The organism is Marinobacter sp. F3R11 (assembly GCF_003318275.1).
Lineage (GTDB): Bacteria > Pseudomonadota > Gammaproteobacteria > Pseudomonadales > Oleiphilaceae > Marinobacter.
Genome location: NZ_QOCH01000013.1, coordinates 368,497 through 389,728 on the forward strand (window position 1 = coordinate 368,497; position 21,232 = coordinate 389,728).

General features: G+C 54.7%; 18 protein-coding genes. 6 read left to right on the plus strand and 12 right to left on the minus strand.

The genetic code is table 11. The annotated features are described in order from the left end of the window. Window positions 1-3 precede the first annotated feature (3 nt). The 3 genes from DS878_RS06695 to DS878_RS06705 all read right to left on the minus strand — a co-directional run bounded on the left by DS878_RS06695 (window position 4) and on the right by DS878_RS06705 (window position 6,763). A complete protein-coding gene (locus DS878_RS06695; RefSeq protein WP_113815185.1) occupies window positions 4-1,080 on the minus strand; it encodes a class I SAM-dependent methyltransferase in 1,077 nt (358 codons plus the stop codon). Window positions 1,081-1,110: 30 nt separating this feature from the next. Further along, window positions 1,111-1,791 carry a carbonate dehydratase gene (gene can, locus DS878_RS06700; protein ID WP_113815186.1) on the minus strand — a complete coding sequence of 227 codons (681 nt, stop codon included), beginning with the start codon at window positions 1,789-1,791 and terminating at the stop codon, window positions 1,111-1,113. A gap of 64 nt (window positions 1,792-1,855) precedes the next feature. Continuing rightward, window positions 1,856-6,763 carry an NAD-glutamate dehydrogenase gene (locus DS878_RS06705; protein ID WP_113815187.1) on the minus strand — a complete coding sequence of 1,636 codons (4,908 nt, stop codon included), beginning with the start codon at window positions 6,761-6,763 and terminating at the stop codon, window positions 1,856-1,858. A gap of 141 nt (window positions 6,764-6,904) precedes the next feature. Between DS878_RS06705 and DS878_RS06710 the strand changes: the two genes are divergently transcribed. The 6 genes from DS878_RS06710 to DS878_RS06735 are packed head-to-tail and all read left to right on the plus strand — an operon-like array spanning window position 6,905 to window position 13,894. Beyond that, window positions 6,905-7,867: an AAA family ATPase gene (locus DS878_RS06710; protein WP_113815188.1), complete on the plus strand. Its 963-nt coding sequence runs from the start codon at window positions 6,905-6,907 to the stop codon at window positions 7,865-7,867. Between the two features lie 8 nt (window positions 7,868-7,875). Then, the gene (locus tag DS878_RS06715; RefSeq protein WP_113815189.1) at window positions 7,876-8,808 is read left to right on the plus strand and encodes a DUF58 domain-containing protein; all 933 of its coding nucleotides are present in this window, start codon (window positions 7,876-7,878) and stop codon (window positions 8,806-8,808) included. Further along, a complete protein-coding gene (locus tag DS878_RS06720; RefSeq protein WP_113815190.1) occupies window positions 8,805-9,275 on the plus strand; it encodes a DUF4381 domain-containing protein in 471 nt (156 codons plus the stop codon). The genes DS878_RS06715 and DS878_RS06720 overlap by 4 nt, the downstream gene beginning before the upstream one ends. Next, a complete protein-coding gene (locus DS878_RS06725; RefSeq protein WP_113815191.1) occupies window positions 9,269-10,297 on the plus strand; it encodes a vWA domain-containing protein in 1,029 nt (342 codons plus the stop codon). Before DS878_RS06720 ends, DS878_RS06725 begins: the two co-directional genes overlap by 7 nt. Further along, window positions 10,290-12,116: a VWA domain-containing protein gene (locus DS878_RS06730; protein WP_113815192.1), complete on the plus strand. Its 1,827-nt coding sequence runs from the start codon at window positions 10,290-10,292 to the stop codon at window positions 12,114-12,116. The genes DS878_RS06725 and DS878_RS06730 overlap by 8 nt, the downstream gene beginning before the upstream one ends. After that, window positions 12,110-13,894 carry a BatD family protein gene (locus DS878_RS06735; protein ID WP_113815193.1) on the plus strand — a complete coding sequence of 595 codons (1,785 nt, stop codon included), beginning with the start codon at window positions 12,110-12,112 and terminating at the stop codon, window positions 13,892-13,894. Before DS878_RS06730 ends, DS878_RS06735 begins: the two co-directional genes overlap by 7 nt. Window positions 13,895-13,897: 3 nt before the next feature. Here the strand turns inward: DS878_RS06735 and ccmI are convergent, their stop codons facing one another. Genes ccmI through ccmA form a run of 9 tightly spaced genes read right to left on the minus strand, consistent with a single transcriptional unit; the run spans window position 13,898 to window position 21,117 of the window. Further along, entirely contained in the window at window positions 13,898-15,172 is a 1,275-nt protein-coding gene (gene ccmI / locus DS878_RS06740; RefSeq protein ID WP_113815194.1) for a c-type cytochrome biogenesis protein CcmI, read from the minus strand. 40 nt (window positions 15,173-15,212) lie between these two features. Next, the gene (locus DS878_RS06745; protein WP_113815195.1) at window positions 15,213-15,677 is read right to left on the minus strand and encodes a cytochrome c-type biogenesis protein CcmH; all 465 of its coding nucleotides are present in this window, start codon (window positions 15,675-15,677) and stop codon (window positions 15,213-15,215) included. Continuing rightward, complete coding sequence (locus DS878_RS06750; RefSeq protein WP_113815196.1) at window positions 15,677-16,213, minus strand: DsbE family thiol:disulfide interchange protein; 537 nt, start codon at window positions 16,211-16,213, stop codon at window positions 15,677-15,679. The genes DS878_RS06745 and DS878_RS06750 overlap by 1 nt, the downstream gene beginning before the upstream one ends. Then, complete coding sequence (locus DS878_RS06755; protein ID WP_113815197.1) at window positions 16,210-18,213, minus strand: heme lyase CcmF/NrfE family subunit; 2,004 nt, start codon at window positions 18,211-18,213, stop codon at window positions 16,210-16,212. Before DS878_RS06755 ends, DS878_RS06750 begins: the two co-directional genes overlap by 4 nt. Window positions 18,214-18,252: 39 nt before the next feature. Continuing rightward, the gene (gene ccmE / locus DS878_RS06760) at window positions 18,253-18,726 is read right to left on the minus strand and encodes a cytochrome c maturation protein CcmE (protein WP_113815198.1); all 474 of its coding nucleotides are present in this window, start codon (window positions 18,724-18,726) and stop codon (window positions 18,253-18,255) included. A 15-nt stretch (window positions 18,727-18,741) separates the two neighbouring features. After that, on the minus strand, window positions 18,742-18,981 hold the full coding sequence (gene ccmD / locus DS878_RS06765) for a heme exporter protein CcmD (protein ID WP_113815199.1): 240 nt from the start codon (window positions 18,979-18,981) through the stop codon (window positions 18,742-18,744). A 3-nt stretch (window positions 18,982-18,984) separates the two neighbouring features. Further along, window positions 18,985-19,728 carry a heme ABC transporter permease CcmC gene (gene ccmC, locus DS878_RS06770; RefSeq protein WP_113815200.1) on the minus strand — a complete coding sequence of 248 codons (744 nt, stop codon included), beginning with the start codon at window positions 19,726-19,728 and terminating at the stop codon, window positions 18,985-18,987. A 32-nt stretch (window positions 19,729-19,760) separates the two neighbouring features. Next, complete coding sequence (ccmB, locus tag DS878_RS06775) at window positions 19,761-20,486, minus strand: heme exporter protein CcmB (RefSeq protein ID WP_113815201.1); 726 nt, start codon at window positions 20,484-20,486, stop codon at window positions 19,761-19,763. Continuing rightward, window positions 20,476-21,117, minus strand: a complete 642-nt coding sequence (gene ccmA / locus DS878_RS06780; RefSeq protein ID WP_113815202.1) for a cytochrome c biogenesis heme-transporting ATPase CcmA — start codon at window positions 21,115-21,117, stop codon at window positions 20,476-20,478. Before ccmA ends, ccmB begins: the two co-directional genes overlap by 11 nt. Between the last annotated feature and the right edge of the window lie 115 nt (window positions 21,118-21,232).

Sequence of the window (21,232 nt, forward strand, 5' to 3'; positions counted from 1 at the left end):
AAACTACCCCATAAAAGCACGGTAAACGGTAAAGCGTCCGTCTTCACGCAGTCGCTCTGCGCGCCCGATGTAACGTTTGATAAGGGGTTCGTATGGCAAAAAGCTGTTCGCTACCAGACGCAGTTCGCCACCCGGCTGCAGATGCCGTTGCACATCCTGGAGGAACTGCTCTGTCATGGATGTATCCGTTTTTACACCGGAGTGAAAGGGTGGATTGCTGATAATCCCGGACCAACGACCGTCAACGCCCGAGAGGCCATCTGAGGCGTATATTGTCCCGGCAGCATGGTTCCGCTGATAGGTCTCCCTTGCGCAGATAACCGCCTGTGACTGGACGTCCACACCATCAACACTGGACATGGATGCGCCGTGCGCAACCTGCCAGGCCTGAACCCAGGCTCCGATAACGCCAGCACCGCAGGCAAAGTCCAGCAACCGGTCACCAGTAACTGGCTGCTCGGCAAGCGTTTCAAGCAGCAGCCGCGTACCTTTATCCAGCCCATCATGGCTGAAGATACCCGGCATCCCGGCAACCTCAACGGATACTCCCGCACATTCTGCACTGCCCCAGGTTACCCAGTCCTGAACCCGGAATCCCGGCGCGGGTTTGATGCCTTCCGCACTCCAGACCTGACAATGGCGCGCACTGTCTACCTTGGACGCCTGCGGAGCAACCAGCTTAAGCTGCTTTATGGCTCCGGCAATACCTTCCTTCTTTTCGCCCACAAGCACCAACCGTGCATTTTCTGCCGCAAGCGAACGCGCCAACGCCAGTCGCATTTCCAGTTCGGCCCTGGCTTTAGGCAGAAACACCACTACAGTGTCAAAGGAGCCACCGGAGGCCAGAGCCTGGTCGTTATAGCCAAAGCAGGCCTGCCACCCCTCCTGGCGCTCAAGCCGGTGAAAAACACCTGCGTGTTCGCTCATGGCAAGCCCCTTGCCCGGGAGCTCTTGCAGCAGATGTGCTGACGCTACACCCAACAAAGCCAGCCGGCCGGATAACAGAGATCGGTTTTTAAGCAATGCCTGATGAGAATTGGGTAAAGAACCGGGCAAACAGGAGCCAGATAAACTCTGCATGGATTAAATAACGCCGTTGTGGGATTGAAACTAGACTTGTGTCTGCCGACCGGAGCGCACCGGGCGCAATACCAGCTCATCCAGACTATTCTGTTTGATCTGCTCCCAGTCTTCAGGGCCAGAAACCGATATGCCCATGTCCCGGAGTATGCCATCTGCCACATCGTACACAAAACCATGCACGTTAAGCTGCTGGCCGCGCTTCCAGGCTTCCAGAACAATGCTGTTCTGGCACACATGCCCTACCTGTTCAACCACGTTAAGTTCACACAACCGGTCAATCCGGTCATGTTCATTGGAACTGGCATCCAGCACTGCCTGGTGGCGGTCCCTTACATCCTGCACATGCCGCAGCCAATGGCTGATCAGTCCGAAACCTTCATTGCGCAAGGCCGCCCGGACACCACCACAGCCGTAATGACCGACTACCAGAATATGTTTTACTTTCAATACTTCTATCGCAAACTGAAGTACCGAAAGGCAATTAAAGTCAGTATGTACAACAACGTTGGCAACATTCCTGTGCACAAACAGTTCACCAGGAAGCATGTCGACAATCTGGTTGGCCGGTACGCGGCTGTCAGCGCAGCCAATCCACAGATACTCAGGCGCCTGCTGGTTCGAGAGACGATGAAAAAACTGCGGATCCTCGGCCTTGATGCCTTCGGCCCATGCCCGGTTTTTTTCAAGAATACGGTCAAGCTGACCCATTAACAGACTCCATTTCATGATTCCCGGTCACGATTGAACGGGAATCATGGCTTCAAAGCAATACTCAGTTTGTCTGACTCATCTCAGGAAGCTGCTCAGCCGCACTCTCGCCGTGGGACTGGTGCTGTGTACTTTGTGCAAGATCCAGCAACTCGCGCAGGGCAACCGAGAACATTGCATACTCTGGTTCTCTCACACTTTTGAGTTCAAGAAGCATGGACTTCCAACGCATGATCATGGCTTCGTGTCGCTGTAACCACCCTTCTACACAGGCCGGCACATCCTCAGCTTTTTCAGCCAGGTTAAGTACGCCTGTGGTCAACGCTCGTTGCTGCCAGTCTAAATCCTCGCGAAAACTCTCCCGCGCCAGTGCCTGCCAATGGGATGCTGGCGTGAGGCTTGCTATTGCGCTGGCAAACCAGTTCAGGTCGAGCCTGTCACCCAACTCATAGTAAAGATTCGCGACAGTTTTCAGTGGCATGCCGGTGGCTTCCTGAGCTTCAATAATACCCAGCGATGCGTATAGATAGCCGGTTCCGGATACCACGGAGGCAAGCTCTGCCGGCAGGCCAGCGCTGACCAGCGCTTCATTACGTTTTTCCCATTCAGTACGGGCCTGCTCGCCCAGATACTCCGGCAGGCCAGCGGTAATAGCCCATACGCTATCAGCAAATCGCTCCATATGATTCTGAATACTCAGCTCCGCCCGGCGATTACGTAACAGCCAGCGTACAGAGCGACGCATCAGCTGCATAAGGTCGCGCATCAGCTCCATCTGCAGCTGCGCAGGGATATGGAAATCGAGATCTTCGATCTTGTCCCACCAGTTATCAATGCGGAATACATCCCGTGCAATCAGCCACGCCAGGGCAATGGATGCTGCATCTGCTCCGGTTGATTGATTCAGTCGCTCCACAAAGGTAATACCCATGTGGTTGATCATGTCATTGGCAATCTGTGTGGCAATAATCTCCCGCCGCAACTGGTGTTCACCAAGCTCTTTCGAGAATTTCTGGGTGAGATCACGGGGGAACACTTTGTACATTTCACGCGCCAGGATCGGGTCATCTGGCAGACTGCTGTCTATCAGGGTCTGCTTCAGATCACCTTTGACATAGGAAATCAGAACAGACAGTTCTGGTCGCGTCAGCCCCTTCTTGTTCAGCTTGCGCTCAGACAGAGTTTCATCGTCTGGCAGGAACTCAAGAGCCCGGTTGAGCTTGCCTTCACTCTCAAGGGTATTCATCAGCCTGCGATATTCTTCGAGGCGGGATGTTGTATCCTCGTTGGCTATACTGATCGCCTGAGTCTGCCGGTAGTTGTTCCTGAGAACCAAAGCTGCAACATCATCAGTCATTTCCTCCAGCATGACGTTGCGCTGCTTGGCTGTCAGGTCGCCCATAGCAACAGCACGGTTGAGCAAAATCTTCATATTGACTTCGTGATCCGAACAGTCAACACCTCCGGAATTATCAATGAAGTCCGTATTCAGACGTCCCCCGTTCAGAGCGTACTCAATCCGACCCAGCTGGGTCATACCCAGGTTCCCGCCCTCACCTACAATCTTGCAACCCAGTTCTTCGCCGTTGATACGCAAACCATCATTGGCTTTATCTCCCACATCGCTATGGGATTCGCTGCTGCCTTTTACGTAGGTTCCAATGCCGCCGATCCAGAGCAGATCGACCTGCGCTTTCAGGATATGGGAAATCAGCATATTCGGGGGCACCCGATCAGAATTGATCCCCAGAAGCTTCTTGATTTCCGGGCTAACCGGGATGGATTTGGCGTTACGACTGAAAACGCCACCGCCTTTGGAAATCAGCTTGGCGTCGTAATCGGTCCATGCCGAGCGGGGTTTCTCGAACAACCGTTTGCGCTCTTTGTAACTCTTTGCTGCATCCGGTGATGGGTCGACAAAAATGTGGATATGGTTAAACGCCGCTACCAGGCGGGTTTTCTCGGAGCTCAGGAGGCCGTTGCCAAACACATCCCCCGCCATGTCGCCGATACCAATTGCCGTGAACTCGTCCTCGGCAGGATTAATACCGATTTCCCGGAAATGCCGTTCCACAGACACCCACGCACCCCGGGCGGTAATACCCATTTTCTTGTGGTCGTAGCCATTACTGCCACCGGAGGCGAAAGCATCACCCATCCAGAAGTTGTATTCCGCAGCCAGACCATTAGCAATATCCGAGAATGTAGCGGTACCCTTATCCGCTGCAACAACGAGGTAGTGATCATCCCCGTCATGGCGAACTACTCGCGCCGGGGGCTCGATGCCTGAGTCCAGCAGGTTGTCGGTAATATCGAGCAGCCCGCGGATAAATGTCTTGTACGCTTCAATGCCTTCCGCCTGGAAAGCTTCCCGGTCAGACGAATCCGGCAGTTGTTTGGCAACAAACCCGCCCTTTGCTCCAACGGGTACGATCACCGCGTTTTTTACCTGCTGGGCCTTTACCAGCCCCAGTACCTCAGTCCGGTAATCCTCAAAGCGATCAGACCAGCGCAACCCACCCCTGGCAACCTTACCGCCTCGCAGATGCACACCCTCAACCCGGGGCGAGTACACAAAAATTTCGTACACAGGTAAAGGCAAAGGCATGTCCGGAATACCGGTAGGGTCAAACTTCACACTGATGTATGACTTGGGGCCGCCAGCCTTGTCAAGCTGGTAGTAGTTTGTGCGCAACGTGGCCTGCATAAGCTCCAGATAGAGGCGAAGCACACGGTCTTCGCTGAGATTCTCCACCTCTTCCAGGCCCGCATTGAACTCGATCTCAAGTTTCTGTTGGGCAGCCTGGCACTTGCCTTCACTCTGAAAACGATCCGGGTTAAAGCGTACGTCAAAGTACTCCAGCAGAATCCGGGCGAGCCCAACATGGTTAACCAGCGTGTTGGAAATAAACGTCTGACTGTTGGAAAAGCGGATCTGGCGCATGTAGCGGGCATAAGTTCGCAACAAAGCAATTTCCCGCCAGCTCATGTAGGAGGAGATAAGCATCCGGTTGAACGCATCATTCTCTGCATCGCCGTACCACACTCTATGGAACAGTTCCTCGAAAATAGGCCGTATACGGTGAATATCCACTACCTTGCCGTTGTGGGCATAGAGTGTGAAGTCATGAATCCAGACGGTTTTGTTATTGCGATCAGTTACTTCAAACGGATGCTCCCCCAGAACCCGGAAACCCAGGTTATCGAAAATGGGCATAACATCCGACAGAGGCAGGGGCTGGTCGGGGAAAAACAGCTTGAAGTGCAGCGTGCTTTCATCTTCTTCCAGGGCCCGATAGAAACTCATCGTCAGGTCATTGCGAGTTGAAGCAGCCGAAATATGCTCAAGATCAATAGCTGCCCGGCGCGGTGAAAACATTTCGGTGTAACTGGCAGGAAAGCCAGCAGCCCATAGCCTGTAAAGCTCATTACCCTGTTCTTCGCCATAGGCTTCGCTCAGGGAATCAGAGAGACCGTCGCGCCACGACTGGGCCATCTCGATGACTTTTTCCCGTATCTCGGCAATTGGCAGTTTACGGTTTTCAACCTGAGGAACACGGATGGTGAACTGCACTCTTGCCAGTACAGATTCCGAGAAATGCGTAACAAACTCGATATCTTCCGCTTCCAACCGATCCAGAAGCACCTGCTCCACTTTCAGGCGAAGTTCCGTGTTGTATATATCCCTGGGAAAGAACGCAAGACAGGTAACAAACTGGCCATAAACGTCTTCGCGCATGAACAGTTCAATGTGCCGCCGCTCCTGGATATAAAGGATGTTTTTTGCGACATCCAGTAACTCATCCTCTCCGATCTGGAACAGCTCATCCCGGGGATAGAGCGTGAGAATCTGCTCCAGCTCCTTGCCGGCATAGTCTGCACGCAGGAAGCCTGAGCGCTCCATCACACTCTGGAACTTGCGCTTCAGCAGCGGGATCTCATCGGGGCGCTCATTGTAGGCACGTGCTGTGTACAAACCGAGAAAACGGCGCTCACCAACCACCTCGCCTTTTTTATTAAACTTCTTGACGGCTATATAATCCGGGTAGGCGGGACGGTGAACCCGGGAACGCTGGGCAGACTTGGCGAAAATAAAGATATCATCGGCCCGGGTCATCTCATGGCGCGTGCGCTGGGGCAGTTCATTGAGAAGAACACGGTCTGGCCTCTCGTTATTCACTCGGAGTATTCCCAACTCGGAATTCTCAACCCGGCGAACCACCATGCCGGACTTGTCACTGACAAAGTCGTACTCATCGTAGCCAAGAAAGGTAAAGTGATCGTGGGCCAGCCAGTCCAGGAACGCACGGGCCTCATCTTTCTGCTCACTGCTGATCCCGGCGGTAGTGTTATCCAGTTCATCTATAATCTGGCTGACCTTGTCGGTAACCACTGGAAAATCAGCGACTGCTATACGCACCTCATGCAATACTGTCTGCAGAGCCTGCTCAAGATTTTCCAGATCTTCCGGATCGCTGTGTCTGTCGATTTCCAGAACGATAAACGCTTCATAGGCAGAGGCTGCGTCACTTTTTTTACCAGCAAGCAGCTTTTTGAGCTTCCCTGTTTTGTCGCGCTCCAGCTGGAGTATGGAATGCTGAATTGAGTGGGTTCCAATTTCACGCTGGTTGACCGCTATACGCAGGGAATCAATCAAAAATGGAATGTTCGGGTGAAGAATAAACACCACAGTATGGGTGGATTGCCAGCCATCGCTCTCCAGATCCGGATTAAATACCGCCACGGGCGTTTCTTCAGCACTGCGTTTCTGCAAAAACTGCCAGGCTGCCAATGCCGCACCGTAGGTATCGGAGAGGCGCCGGCTGACAAGCTCATCCAATGGAGTATGTGCATAATGCTGCTTTACAAATTCGCTGATTTTTCTGGCTTCGGCCTTGGCAATTTTTCTGGAAAACTCTTCAGCCAAAAGCTCAAAAAACTGATCTTTGCTGGCCACTGTCAGCGCATTCATGGGCGACCTCAGTTAGTGTGAAATAAACGTAATCAGGATATCGTGAGATAAGCATAGTCAAACCCTTGATTTTTGCTGGTCTGACACCAAAACTGCGACAACTACTTACTTATTACCTTCCCATGAGAGCAGTTACGTCCAATGTCGTTACAGCATACGTTTGGAGAGTTACGGGCACAGCTAGCCAAAAGGATTATCGGACAGGAAACGCTGGTAGATCGCCTTCTTATTGCACTGCTTGCTGATGGTCACCTTCTGGTAGAGGGTGCACCAGGGCTGGCCAAAACCACAGCCATCAAGGCCCTTGCAGACCACCTTACGGGCGATTTTCATCGCATCCAGTTCACCCCGGATCTGTTACCGTCAGACGTTACCGGCAGCGAGATTTACCGGGCAGAAACCGGTCTGTTCGAGTTCCAGCGCGGGCCAATTTTCCATAACCTTGTACTGGCAGATGAAATCAACCGGGCACCGGCGAAAGTACAGTCTGCCCTGTTGGAAGCAATGGGGGAACGCCAGGTCAGCGTAGGCATGCGCACCTTCCCTCTTGACCGACTGTTCATGGTCATGGCAACCCAGAACCCCATAGAGCAGGAAGGCACTTATCCATTGCCCGAAGCCCAGCTTGACCGCTTCCTGCTGCACGTGGTGATCGGGTACCCTTCGGCCCAGGCCGAGCAAGCCATCCTTCATCTGGCCAGAAGTGACTACCGTCAGGGTCAGCCCATCGCCAATACCCGCGTGACCGCTGATCAGGTTTTTGACGCCCGGGCTGAGGTTGCTGACATCTACATGGCCGAACCAGTTGAGCAGTATCTGCTGGCACTGGTGCTGGCAACAAGGGATCCTGGTGCACTGGATCCGGAACTGTCCCGATGGACGGCGTTTGGCGCAAGCCCACGGGGTACCATAGCCCTGGACCGCTGCGCCCGCGCCATTGCCTGGCTGGACGGCAGAGATTACGTAACGCCCGATGATGTTCGTGAAGTAGCCTTCGATGTACTCCGGCACCGCATCCTTCTCACGTTTGAAGCGGAGGCCGAAGGTGTGACAGCCGACACTGTCATACAACGCCTGATTGAGCGCGTGCCTGTGAGCGCCTGAGACAGACCATGGATGTATCCGACAGTGATGCAATTACCCGCATCAGCTTGCAGGCGCTTATTCGCCTGCAAGCTGATGCCAGGGCACTGAAACTACCATCGGCGCGCCCGGCGCGGGCACGTCAGACAGGACTCAAGAACTCGTCACAACGCGGACGCGGGATGGCCTTTGCCGAAGTACGGCTTTATCAGCCAGGAGACGATATCCGCAGCATTGACTGGCGCGTAACAGCAAGACGCCAGGCACCCCACACCAAATTGTATGAAGAAGAACGGGAACGCCCGGTATTGCTACTGTGCGATCTGGGCCCTACTCTTTTCTTTGCCAGCACCGGAGCCTTTAAACAGGTGCGCTGTGCCCAGCTTGCTTCTATTCTTGCCTGGCTATCGCTTTCAGCAGGGGATCAGGTAGGCGGCATTGTCTTTAATGGCAATACCCTGACCGTTCAGCGCCCTGCCCGGCGGAAAAAATCTGTGTTACGGATACTGGACACGCTCGCCAGCCAGCAGCGCACATCTCCGGATGCTTCCGCGCCAAAAATCACCCTGGATACCGCGCTTGCAGAAGCCCGCCAGGTGGCCCATACCGGCAGCCGGATTTTCGTAATCAGCGATTTTTTGAATATCTCGGAGAAGACGAGCTCTTTACTCGGCGCCCTGGCCCGAAATAACAGCGTGAGCGCCCTGCGAGTGGTCGATCCACTGGAGCAGGAGTTGCCGCAAAGCGGCCGCTTTGCCATAGCCGGAGCTGATGGCCCCGTCTGGTTTGACGCTTCCAACCGCAGTTTTCAACAGGCGTGGCATCAGAAGATCACCCACCACGAAGCGGAACTTGCCGAGTGTTTCCGTTTATCTGGCGTCCTTGCAACAGATGTATCTACCCGTGAAGGGCCGGCTACAAGTCTTAAGGCAATCCTCGGACCCGGAGGGCGAATCAGATGATGGCAGACGATCCGTTAAGCCAACTCAGGGACATTCACCTGCCTCAGGCTGGTGGTTTCTGGCCGCCAGCTCCGGGTTGGTGGGCCCTGGCTTTTGTGCTCCTTGCCGCCATCGTTGCCCTGGTATGGCTGGCCCTGCGTTACCACCGCAAAAACCGCTGGCTGGCAGTCGCAAAAGCTGAACTGGCCTACCTTGAACGCACCGCCTCAAAGGAGCCCCAGTGGTTTTCTCAACTCAACACACTGCTCAAGCGGGTTGCAAGGGCGCGCTATCCGGCGGAGCACCCTGAAGCCCTGTCTGGCGAGCAATGGGAAGCCTGCCTGCTTCAGCACCTCCCGGATAACGGCATCGCACAACAGGCTGTAGTTAAAGCGCTGGTAAACAGCACCTGGCAGCCGGAGCCTGCCGCAGACCCGACACAGGCGCTGAACTTCGCGCGCCTCTGGCTGGAGGCACAAAAATGCTGAGCCTCGCCTACCCCTGGGTTCTGCTGCTGATTCTGATACCCGTTCTTGTGCAATGGAAAAAGCCGGCGGCACACACCGTAGATGCCCCCGTATTTCCGGTCGGCCACTGGCTCTCTGACCTTCCTGGCGTCACCCGACAGGGCAATGGCGTGCCTCGCTGGCAAACTCTGGTGCTGTTTCTGGCCTGGGCCCTGTTGGTCATGGCCATGGCACGACCACAACATGTGGGCGATCAGGTTCAGATGCCTGTAACCGGGCGGGACCTTATGCTGCTCGTAGATATTTCGCCCAGCATGGAAGAACAGGACATGGTTATCCAGGGGCGCAGTATTAACCGCCTGCAGGCGGTTAAGAAAGTGCTGAATGAGTTCATTTCCCGCCGTAAAGGTGACCGGCTCGGCCTCATACTTTTCGGCACAGAGCCTTATGTTCAGGCGCCTCTTACTTTTGATCTCCAGACCCTTGAGACACTGTTACAGGAATCCGGTATTGGTATGGCGGGGCGCGCAACCGCAATTGGCGATGCCGTGGGCCTGGCCACAAAACGCCTGCGGGACAGGCCCCAGCAGCAACGGGTGGCCATTTTGCTAACGGATGGCGCCAACACTGCGGGCGAGATCACACCCGATAAAGCCACAGAGATCGCAGCGGCAGCAGGTATCCGGCTATACACCATCGGTATTGGTGCAGAATCCATGATACAGAGAGGGCTTCTGGGTTCTCGCCGGATAAACCCCTCAAGGGATCTGGATGAAAATCTGCTGACTCGTATGGCCCAACAAACCGGTGGAGAGTATTTTCGTGCCCGTAACCTGTCCGAACTGGAGCAGATTTACGAGACCATCAATCAGCTCGAACCCATTGAACTGGATGGAAAATACTACCGCCCGGTTACCGATCTTTTTTTCTGGCCAGCCGGCATAGCCGGGGTTCTCTGGCTCGGACTTTTTCTCTTCCGACGTAATGCGGGCAGGTTTTCCCGGTCCCGTCAGAAAACTGAAGGGAGCATAAGCCATGGCTGACTTCCATTTTCTCCGCCCGTTCTGGCTCCTGCTACTGCTGGCCGTGCCCCTGCTTTATATGGCACTCAAAAACAAGAGTTCGGGTAACAGTGGTTGGGCAGGACTGATTCCCGAGCAGCTTTTATCCCCGGTAATCCGGCGTTACGGCAGCGCCGAAGACAAGCACAAATCACGGGTTCTGCCAGCGATCAGTGCGGTAGTCATCCTGGCGATAGCCCTTGCCGGACCTGCATGGCGTGAAGCACCAACGCCCCTGAAAAAGCCCGGCGACAGTCTGGTGATCGTACTGGACTTATCCCTGTCCATGCTGGCAACAGATCTGGAACCCGATCGCCTGACCCGGGCAAAGCGCAAGATTCGCGACATTCTGGCCATGCGCGAAGGCAGCCTGAATGCTCTGGTGGTATATTCCGGTGATGCTCACGTGGTTACCCCCCTGACCGACGACAGCAACACACTCACGGGTATGCTCAACGTACTCGACCCCGTAATCATGCCGGTCCAGGGCAACCGGGCCGATCTGGCTGTTACCAGGGCGCGCGCGCTTCTGGAAAACGGCTCTCCCGGGCGTGGCCGCATTCTGCTGATTACCGATGGCGTTTCCGATCGTTACCTGGAGGACATCCGCAATACTCTTGCTGACACCAGCTTTACCCTCAGCACTCTGGCGGCAGGCACTCGTAATGGGGGACCTATTCCCCTTGCCCGTCGCGGGTTCATCCGTGACAACGGCAACATCGTCATCGCCCGCACCGACCCGGACATCCTTGCAGAACTTGCCCGCAGCAACGGCGGCACAAGCCATGAACTCACTCTGGATAACAGCGATATAAATGCTTTGAATCTCAGCCCGGAAAACTCTGACGAATGGCAGGATACAGATACAGGCCTCACTATAAACCGCTGGAAAGACGATGGTTACTGGCTGTTATGGCTGGCCCTGCCCCTGCTGTTACTGGGTTGGCGCCGCGGGGCTTTTACCGCAATGGCGTTGATTCTGCTACCGGCAATACCACAACCGGCTGCGGCTATGGACTGGGGCAGTCTCTGGCAACGGGAAGATCAGCGGGCAGCAGAACTGATCAGCAAAGATCCCGGCGCAGCGGCAGACATACTTGAGTCGCCAGAGTGGCGAGGCTCTGCGCTATACAGAGCTGAACGTTATGATGAAGCAGCCAAAGCCTTCGCCGAAGCTGATACAGCTCAGGCAGATTACAACCGCGGCAACGCCCTTGCACGGGGCGGAAAGCTGCAGGAAGCCATTGAAGCCTATGACAGCGCTCTGGATCGCGATCCTGACATGGAAGATGCCCGTGTAAACCGGCAACTGGCGGAGGAGCTGCTTAAACAACAGAAAGACAACTCCAGCCAGCAGGAGGGCAATGGCGATGAGGACGCTTCGGATTCCCCCGGGGATGACAGCCAGCGCGAGGAAAGCAAGCCTGGATCTTCCGGCGGAAACGAAAACCCCCAGAATTCTCAGAATAGCGATGGAGAAGAAGAATCGTCTCCGGACAGCGCTGGGGAACAGGCGAACCCACAGGAACAAGGGCAAACAGGCAAGCAAGATGAACCCGGCGATCCACAGCCTGAAGATTCACCTCAAGGCAGCGATGTAGATGCACAGACTCCGGAAACCGAGCCTGGAGAAAATGAGGCCCAGACCCCTGCTCCCGTATCTGAAACACCCCTGACGCAAAGTCAGGAGCAATCATTACGCCGGGTCCCCGACCATCCCGGCGGACTTTTACAGCGAAAATTCCTGCAACAGTATCAGGAGCGCCAGACACCATCTGATGAGGGCGATACACCATGGTAAAACGGCTGATCATTCCGGCAATCCAGCTGGCGGTTTTGACGGCTCTGATAGCGCTATGGCTACCGGCCTACGCCGGCGAACTATCCGTAGAGACAGACAAAAACCGCTTGTATGAGGGCGAAGTTCTGACTCTGACGGTCAAGGGCACTACAAATATCGACATCAACCTGAACAATCTTTTCGAATTTGATATGTCCAGCCTGCCTTCGCCCGATATTGAAAAGGTGACCCCGGAATTTGAGATTCTGGCCCGCAATCAGCGTTACAACATTCGCACCGGGAACGGTGACATGGTGGGAGAGATAACCTGGACCTATCAGCTCGCACCGACGACAGTCGGAGAGCTCACCATCCCGCCGCTTACCTTCAAAGACTCTGTATCCCGGCCGCTTACCATTGAGGTGGTCGATGGTAATCCCCCGGATCAGGCAGGCGCCAACCGGGAGGCTTTTATAGAACTGACAGCAGACAAGGCGGAAGTCTATGTTCAGGAGCAACTGATACTGACAGTACGATTATTCTTCCGGGGCAATCTCATCCGGGGCGAACTATCCGACCCGGAACACCCCAACGCTATCATCGAACCTCTGGGCAAACAGCGGGAATTTTTCCGTGACCGTGATGGCGTGCGTTACCGGGTAGTGGAACGGCGCTACGCCATGTTCCCCCAAACACCGGGGCCATTGAACCTGCCAGCCATTCGCTTTGAAGGCCAGGCCAGAGATACTGACGGCTCACTCAAGTTTCTGCGAGACAGTGCTTCTCTGTTCGAGGTACCCGTGAAAGATGTGCCGACTGAATTCAGTGGCACGACCTGGCTTCCGGCTACCAGCCTTACCCTGACAGAATCAGGCATGCCTGCAACGCTGAACCTGAAGACCGGAGACAACCTCACACGCACACTGAGCTTGCAGGCAAGCGGGCTGCCGTCAGAGGCACTGCCGCCTTTACCATCATCCGTGCCGGACGGGCTTCGTAGTTATCCCGAAGAGCCAGCACGGAACACCAGCGTTGGCCCCGACGGAGTTACTTCAACCCTTACGCAAACCAGCGCACTGGTCCCAGTGGCAGCAGGCGAACTCTTGCTTCCTGCGGTCCGGATACCCTGGTGGGACACTGAATCTGACAGCGAAAAGGTAGCTGTTATACCGGCACAAACACTGAACGTCACACTCGCAGATAACGCAGGGATACCTGCCTCACCCACAACAGACCAGGATAATTCTTTCCCGGAATCCCGGGGCGAAGCAGACACCGATAACAGGAACCATCCAGCTCACGACGACAGGTTCTGGCAGTGGGTAAGTCTTGTGCTGGCAGGAATCTGGATTCTTACCATGCTTGCCTGGTGGAAAACCCGGAAAATATCACCCCGGGCACCTGCTGGTATTGAAACCGCTGGCAACGAAAATGAGAGAGCGGTTTTTGAACAACTACTCCATGCGGCAAAGGAAGGCAGCGCCTCAACGCCCGGACTGTTCGTAACCTGGGCTAATCTGCACTCGCCCGGGCAAGGCTTCCGTTCTGCAGCAGATGTTTTCAGCGTGTATCCTGAAACCGAACTGGAAGCACAACTCAGGCAACTGCAGGCAAGCCTGTTCAGCCGGGAACAAAACAGTGAAGAAAAATACCGTACAACATGGAATGGCAGCGCGCTGGTCGAGGCAATCAGACAAGCCCGGAGAAAAATGGAAGGTTCAACTTCAAAAGCAGACTTGCCACCACTCTACCCCAACAATCTATCCGTGTCGGGGCAGGCAGCTTCAGGCAAGAAATGAGGTTCAGTTGATCAACTGCTGATCAATCACCAGCGCAACCGGCGCCCCCTGATCTTCAGAAACAGCAACCGGAGAATCCGTAGTGCCCTGCCAGTCACCGGGCTGGGCATTGATGTTACCTGAGCGTGTCAGGCGGGCTGTCACAACCACCTCATCCACGCCTGATATTACCGCTTGTGGCGCCATGGCATGACTGTCATCCAAACGAATTTCCAGGGGCAGCGCATCAGCTGTCAGCCTGACAACAGCCAGGGGAGGTCCGCTCTGGGTGTTGGCTGCACGGGCAAAGAGGAACAGGGTGGTATCTGCTGGAATATCCTCTTTGAACGCATCATCGAGCGTTACCCGAACACTGACTCCCGCGCCTCCGGCTTGTGACATGGGGCCGGCATCCGTTGCGGGCGGCTGTTCACCAAGGCGCGCGTATGCTTCCTTGATTCCTCCCTGAATCGAAGCCAGCTGAGGGTGACCTGGTGCCACCGTCTGGATCCGCTCCCAGTAATCGATAGCCTCGCGATAATTGCCCTGGCTGAACGAGTGGATTCCCAACAGACCAAGCGAATTAACCTCATCGGGGTTCAGTGCCCGGGCTTCGTTAATTGCAGATGTTACCTCCTCGGTCATAGCACCCTGGCTACGGAAAAACTGCGCCTGTGCCGACATGCCAAGAGCCACAGCCCGAGATCCGTCATCGAAACTGACGCTGTCAGCCAGTTTCCGGAATGCCCAGGCAGCATCGTCATATCGTTCGATTCGCATATAGGTCTGGCCAAGCATCGCCCAGCCATCAGGATTATCGGGGCTGGCCTCAAGCCGCTCGCGTAACTGGTCCGCAAGCTCGCTCATTTGCGCTTCACGGGCACCATCCGAGGTCCCCAGCTCCTGCATCGCAACAAAAGATTCAACGCGATCCATCGCGCCCCACTCGTCATAGAGTAAAAATGTGGCCGCGGGAATCAGAAGTATTGACAACAGAGCAACCGCCACAGCGGCCTTCCTGCCGGGTACTGTTTTGACCTGGGCTTCGTTTTCCGGAACATCGTCCAGCATGGCGCCGGCGAGTTCGTCCCTTAATTGCTGATAGGTCTCTTCGTCAATAATACCCGACTGGTGTTCGCTTTCGAGTTCAGCCATACGGCTGCGATAGGCCATCAGGTTCTGGTTTCGTAGATCCGTCTGCTGCCGGGTGTCCCGGCGATGGAAAATGACGGGGTAGAGCACAAACGCCAGGGCAATAATGATCAGTACCGTTGCGGCAATCCAGAAAGTTTCAGTCATGGAGATATCGTCACAGGTTCGAAATGAATAATTTGTGGTTCTAATTCCGTTTCGCAAGCATCTTATCGATGCGGGCTTGCTCTTCAGGACTCAGTGCCGGCGCTGCTGTACCTGCGCGACGGGAGCGAACAACAACTCCAGCGACCACAAAAATACCGCCCAGAACCGCAATTGCAGGTGTGGCCCAGAGCATGAATGTACGGCTGTCCAGATCAGGTTTGTATTTCACGAACTCGCCAAAGCGCTCCACCAGTGAATCAACAATTTCGTCATCGCTGGCGCCATCCAGCATCATCTGATAGACCGCGTTTCTCATATCCTTGGATATAGGTGAGTTTGAATCCGCAATGTTCTGATTCTGACATTTGGGACACCGAAGCTCTGCAATCAGGTTCTGATAACGCTCCTCTTCGCTGCGGCTATCAAAATCATAAACTGCGGCCACATCCCCATAAGACAGACCCGATACAAGAACCGCCATGAGAAAACAGATTATACGGAGCATCAACCCTTCTCCCTTGCATCGTTAATGACAGGCAACAGAATCTGTTCCCATACCTCGCCGTTAACCACACCCACATGGCGGTATCGCACCACACCCGAAGCATCAATCACAAAGGTTTCCGGCGCGCCATAAACACCCATATCGAACCCCAGGGTGCCTTTGGGGTCATATATAACCTTGCGGTAAGGGTCTCCCAGCCTGTCGAGCCAGACCAGGGCATCATCACGGCTGTCTTTGTAGTTCAGCCCTATGATCGCAACCTTCTTTTCCCTGGCAAGCCACATCAGGTCGGCATGTTCATCGCGGCAGGATGGGCACCAGGTGCCCCAGACATTAAGCAGCGTGACCTCGCCCTGAAACAGACTCTCATTCAGACTGTTTTCCGGATTATTCAGATCTTTAAGGTTAAATGCAGGAACCGGCTTTCCAACCAGTGCTGAATCCAGCTTTGTCGGATCCTTACCAATGCCCGCAAACAACACAGCACCGAGTACAACAGCTACAACCAAAGGCATGAACAACCAGAAACGCTTCATGACACCACTCCCGCAGCACCCTGAGTACCGGTTTGCGAAGACGCAGAATTCCCTGAGCGTTCAGCAGACCGTTCACGAATCCGGTAGCGACGATCCGATATGGCAAGGAAACCACCGGCAGCCATAAACAGAGCTCCAAGCCAGAGCCAGCGGATCAGTGGTTTGTACTGGAGCCGTATAGCCCAGGCATCATCAGAAATCCGTTCACCCACAGCGACAAAAATATCGCGGAACAGGCCTGCATCAATATCAGCCTCGGTCATAACGCTCATTCCCACCGCGTACTGACGTTTTTCCGGGTGCAGTTCAGCAATGCGCTTACCGTCCCGCATCACATCGAAGCTGCCGTACTGCGCAGTAAAGTTCTGCCCCCGCCGCTCGCCGATATCAACAAAAACAAACTGATAGTCACCCACCTCGGCAACATCTCCGGGCACCATGCGCACATCCCGTTCAATGCCATAGTTTGATACAACGGTTGCACCAGCCATGGTTATGGCAATACCAAGATGGCCCAGCACCATACCGTAGTAGCTGCGTGACTGACGCTTGAGACCGTGCACCCGGCCCTTTCGGGAAGAGGATTTGTCCCACAAATCCCAGAACGTCGCTGTAGCTATCCAGACCGCAGAGAATATGCCAAGGAATGCCCAGGGAGTGAAGCCGCCATAGCCAACCATGACGGCCGAGCTAATCAGCACGCTGAGTGCCAGCGGCCACAAGAGCTTACGTGCAAGCCAGCCTGCATCGGTTTTCTTCCAGCGGGAAAACGTGCCGACGCCAAGCAAAAGGCCAGTAGCCACTGCCAGAGGGCTGAAGGTCAGATTGAAGAACGGTTCACCGATAGAGATTTTTCCCAGATCCAGGAAATCAAGAACCAACGGATACAGAGTGCCTACAGCAACGAGCAGCGTTGCTGAAACCAGCAACACATTGTTCAACAGGAGGAAAACTTCACGCGACAGCGAGCCATAGCGAGAGCGTACGTGAACCACTGGTGCCCGGAATGCATAAAGTACAAGGCTGGCAATAATGGTAAAAGCAAGCAGGGCCAACAGAAAGGTTCCGCGTTCGGGGTCGGACGCAAAGGCATGAACCGAGGTAAGCACACCGGAACGAACCAGGAATGTACCCAACAGGCTCAGAGCAAAGGTGACGATTGCCAGTAATACTGTCCAGCTTTTGAAAACACCACGTTTCTCGGTGACTGCCAGTGAATGCATCAGTGCGGTCCCGGACAACCAGGGCAACAGGGAGGCATTTTCAACCGGATCCCAGAACCACCAGCCACCCCAGCCAAGCTCGTAGTAGGCCCACCAGCTGCCCAGGGCGATACCAACAGAGAGGAATGCCCAGGCAACGGTTGTCCATGGCCGTGACCACCTGGCCCAGGCAGCATCCAGGCGACCATTTATCAACGCTGCGATAGCAAACGCAAATGCCACAGCAAAGCCCACATAGCCCATGTAGAGCATAGGCGGATGGACGATCAGCCCGAAATCCTGCAGCAGCGGATTCAGATCCGCGCCGTCAGCCGGCACGTTAGGCAGCAAACGATCGAAAGGATTGGACGTAACAATAATAAAGAGCATGAATCCGACGCTGACCATGCCAAGAACCGACAGAACCTGGGAAATCATCACCGACGGCAAACGGCGGCTGAAAACAGCAACTGCCAGGGTCCACCCCGTGAGCATCAGTATCCAGAGCAGAAGTGAACCCTCATGCCCCCCCCACACAGCGCTGAACTTGTAGTACCAGGGCAACATGCTGTTGCTGTTGTTGGCAACATAGGCGACCGAAAAATCGTCGGTTAAAAAAGCATGGGTAAGTACAGCAAAAGCCAGACCGACAAACACAAACATACCCGCTGCCAGGGGCCTTGCAAACGCCTGAAGGTTGTCCCGGCCAGTAAGTGAGCCGACAAGGGGTACAACCGAAAGAAGCGCTGCCAGCAATAGCGAAAGTATCAGTGCGAGCTGTCCAAGTTCGGGATACATCAAGGCTCTCCAGGAATCAGGCAGTTGAATGTGAGGTATTCAGTTGGTTGCAGGCTGGGCGCTGCCAGGCATCGATTGCTCACCCGTTAGTGAAGCCTTTTCCAGGGCATCAGCAACTTCCGGGGGCATATAGTTTTCATCGTGTTTGGCAAGAATCTGGTCTGCGACAAATCGACCTTCGCTGTTAAGTTTGCCCATTGCAACGATGCCCTGCCCTTCGGCAAACAGATCCGGCAATATACCAACGTATTCAACAGGAACCGAGGCATTGAAGTCCGTTACCAGGAACTCTACCTTCAAACTCTCTGAATCCCGCTTGACCGAGCCCTCCTCCACCATACCGCCTGCACGAATCCGCACATCCAAAGGAGCCTCTCCGGCAGTAATCTGGCTCGGATCGTAAAACAGGTTAATGTTCTGGCGTAGCGCATAGGTTGTCAGTGCCACGGCAATAGAGAGCCCCGCCAGAAGAAACAGAACAATGGTCAGCCGCTTTTTACGGATCGGATGCATTTACATACCTGTCAGTCAGTCTTGTGAAACATTTACGCGTTCAAAGGACGCGGAAGGCGCTGAAGTTGCCGCCACTTTACTCTTGTCAGTCTGAAACTCATAACCGCGACGGCAGGATTCAATAATCGCCGTCCGGCTCCGCACCGACCCGATCATCATCACCAGCATCAGCACGAAAAAAACCGCGTAACATGCCCACACATAAGGGCCGTGACCATCCATAGTGATAAAAGCAGAAAAGGAATCAAATGCCATGGGTCAACTCCTTCCTCTCATTACAAATTCTTTTACCCAGCGGGTACGCTGTTCCCGGGACAGAATCTCCGTCTGCATGCGGATACAGGCAAGCCAGCCAAAAATCAGATACAAACCCAACACCGAAAGCAGCAGCGGCACCCACATTTCCGGAGGCATGGTTGGCTTCTCTGTGAGTTTGAACGACGCGGGCTGATGCAGTGTATTCCACCATTCCACTGAATATTTGATAATGGGAATGTTCACTACCCCGACCAACACCAATACAGCCACCGCGCGGGCGGCGGACTTCTCGTCATTAATCGCCCGGTCCAGGGCAATGACACCTCCATAGAGAAACAGCAGAATCAGCATGGAGGTCAGCCGGGCATCCCAGATCCACCAGGTACCCCAGGTCGGCTTACCCCATACAGCCCCGGTAAAAAGTGCCAGAAACGTAAGTACAAGCCCGACCGGGGCAACCGCCTTGACGAACACATCGGCCAGCTTCATTCGCCAGACCAGTGTCACAACAGCTGCAGACGCCATCATGATGTATATCGACTGCGCCATAAACGCCGTTGGAACATGAATAAAGATAATCCGGTAGCTGTTACCCTGGAGATAATCCTTGGGCGCAAATGCCAAGCCCCAGACTACACCGGCCATAAGCAACAGTACTCCCCCGGCAAGCAGCCAGGGCATGAACCGGGCGGATATCCCGAAGAACCATTTAGGGGAACCCAGTTTGTGAAAAAATTGCCACATCAGTTGGTCACCGTCCTACCGTTTATCTTGTTTTACCCGTTCGACAAGCTGATTTTCAATGCTGCGGCCGCTGCAAACGGCGCCAGTGTAAGTGCCAGCATCAGGAACGCACCCAGCAGGGCCAGATAGGCTCCTACAGCCGCGCCTTCCGCTGCCGCTGCAACTGTACCCGTGCCGAAAATCAGCACGGGAATGTACAGTGGAATGATAAGCAGGGACAAGAGCACCCCCGCCGAACGCAATCCAAGGGTCAAGGCGGCACCAATGGCCCCGATCAGACTCAGTACCGGCGTACCAATCAGCAACGTTAGACACAAAACAGCAATAGAGTTCCCGTCGAGATGCACCATTACACCAAGAACCGGTGTCAGCACCACCAGAGGCAGCCCCGTGAGCATCCAGTGCGCTATGGTTTTTGCCAGAATCAACAGAAACAGAGGCTGAGGCTGGAGCACGAGCTGCTCGAGGGTGCCATCGTCAAAATCGTGGCGGAACAAGTGGTCCAGAGACAGCAATACCGAGAGCAGCGCGGCTACCCAGAGAATACCTGCTCCCGCTTCACGCAAAAATGATACTTCCGGGCTGACTCCCAGCGGAAACAGCGTAACCACCATAATAAAAAACAGAAGTGGATTGAGCAGATCCTGGCGCTGCCGGAATGCCACCTTCATATCCCGCGCAAAAACACCTTTCATCGCAGCCAGCGCACCAACGCTGCTGCTGGCAAGCCGAACTTCCGGGCGGGCTTCAGCATTCATCAGACAAGCCTCCCGCTCCAAGAGTCAGTTTATGCATACCTGGCAAGTCCAGGTCATGATGAGTCGTAACCAGCACTGCACCACCTTCTGCGGCCCGCTGCAGCAACAAAGCTTCAAGGGCCTGAACTCCATCGGCATCGATAGCGGTAAACACTTCATCAAGCAGCCAAAGCGGCTCATCCGCAATCAACAAACGAGCCAGGGCAACCCTCCGTTGCTGGCCTGCTGACAAGTTACGGCAGGGTACATTTTCAAAGCCCGCCAGCCCCGTACCTTGCAATGCCTGACGCAGCGCCGCATCGGATACCTGTCGGCGACCGGCCATCAAGGCCCGGAGGTTTTCCAGTGGGGTAAGCAGAGGTTTGATACCCGGACGGTGTCCGAGATAAAGCATGTTCCTTAAAAACTCTTCCCGCTGGCTGTCTACCGGGGAGCCACGCCACTTCAGCTCGCCTGTCCACGCATCGTTCAGACCTGCCAGTATTCGCAGTAGCGTTGTCTTGCCTGAGCCGTTTGGCCCCTCGACACGGGTTACCGTACCGGGCAGTATGGAGAAGGATAACTCACGGAAAAGTATCCGCTTGTCCCGCTCACACTGCAGATTGACAGCCTGTAGTAACGGCTCGGACATCAGGGCCCCGTAATCAGGACGATGCGTAAATCGCATCGGGTGTATTCACGACAATAGTTGCCAGCGCGGCGTATTATAACCAAAGCGTTTACAGAATACTCTTGTCTGGTATCAA

Bases quoted from the DNA above. Each gene is read 5' to 3' on its own strand.
- DS878_RS06695 (WP_113815185.1), bottom strand. From the start codon at position 1,080: ATGCAGAGTTTATCTGGCTCCTGTTTGCCCGGTTCTTTACCCAATTCT.
- can (WP_113815186.1), bottom strand. From the start codon at position 1,791: ATGGGTCAGCTTGACCGTATTCTTGAAAAAAACCGGGCATGGGCCGAA.
- DS878_RS06705 (WP_113815187.1), bottom strand. From the start codon at position 6,763: ATGAATGCGCTGACAGTGGCCAGCAAAGATCAGTTTTTTGAGCTTTTG.
- DS878_RS06710 (WP_113815188.1), top strand. From the start codon at position 6,905: ATGTCGTTACAGCATACGTTTGGAGAGTTACGGGCACAGCTAGCCAAA.
- DS878_RS06715 (WP_113815189.1), top strand. From the start codon at position 7,876: ATGGATGTATCCGACAGTGATGCAATTACCCGCATCAGCTTGCAGGCG.
- DS878_RS06720 (WP_113815190.1), top strand. From the start codon at position 8,805: ATGATGGCAGACGATCCGTTAAGCCAACTCAGGGACATTCACCTGCCT.
- DS878_RS06725 (WP_113815191.1), top strand. From the start codon at position 9,269: ATGCTGAGCCTCGCCTACCCCTGGGTTCTGCTGCTGATTCTGATACCC.
- DS878_RS06730 (WP_113815192.1), top strand. From the start codon at position 10,290: ATGGCTGACTTCCATTTTCTCCGCCCGTTCTGGCTCCTGCTACTGCTG.
- DS878_RS06735 (WP_113815193.1), top strand. From the start codon at position 12,110: ATGGTAAAACGGCTGATCATTCCGGCAATCCAGCTGGCGGTTTTGACG.
- ccmI (WP_113815194.1), bottom strand. From the start codon at position 15,172: ATGACTGAAACTTTCTGGATTGCCGCAACGGTACTGATCATTATTGCC.
- DS878_RS06745 (WP_113815195.1), bottom strand. From the start codon at position 15,677: ATGCTCCGTATAATCTGTTTTCTCATGGCGGTTCTTGTATCGGGTCTG.
- DS878_RS06750 (WP_113815196.1), bottom strand. From the start codon at position 16,213: ATGAAGCGTTTCTGGTTGTTCATGCCTTTGGTTGTAGCTGTTGTACTC.
- DS878_RS06755 (WP_113815197.1), bottom strand. From the start codon at position 18,213: ATGTATCCCGAACTTGGACAGCTCGCACTGATACTTTCGCTATTGCTG.
- ccmE (WP_113815198.1), bottom strand. From the start codon at position 18,726: ATGCATCCGATCCGTAAAAAGCGGCTGACCATTGTTCTGTTTCTTCTG.
- ccmD (WP_113815199.1), bottom strand. From the start codon at position 18,981: ATGGCATTTGATTCCTTTTCTGCTTTTATCACTATGGATGGTCACGGC.
- ccmC (WP_113815200.1), bottom strand. From the start codon at position 19,728: ATGTGGCAATTTTTTCACAAACTGGGTTCCCCTAAATGGTTCTTCGGG.
- ccmB (WP_113815201.1), bottom strand. From the start codon at position 20,486: ATGAATGCTGAAGCCCGCCCGGAAGTTCGGCTTGCCAGCAGCAGCGTT.
- ccmA (WP_113815202.1), bottom strand. From the start codon at position 21,117: ATGTCCGAGCCGTTACTACAGGCTGTCAATCTGCAGTGTGAGCGGGAC.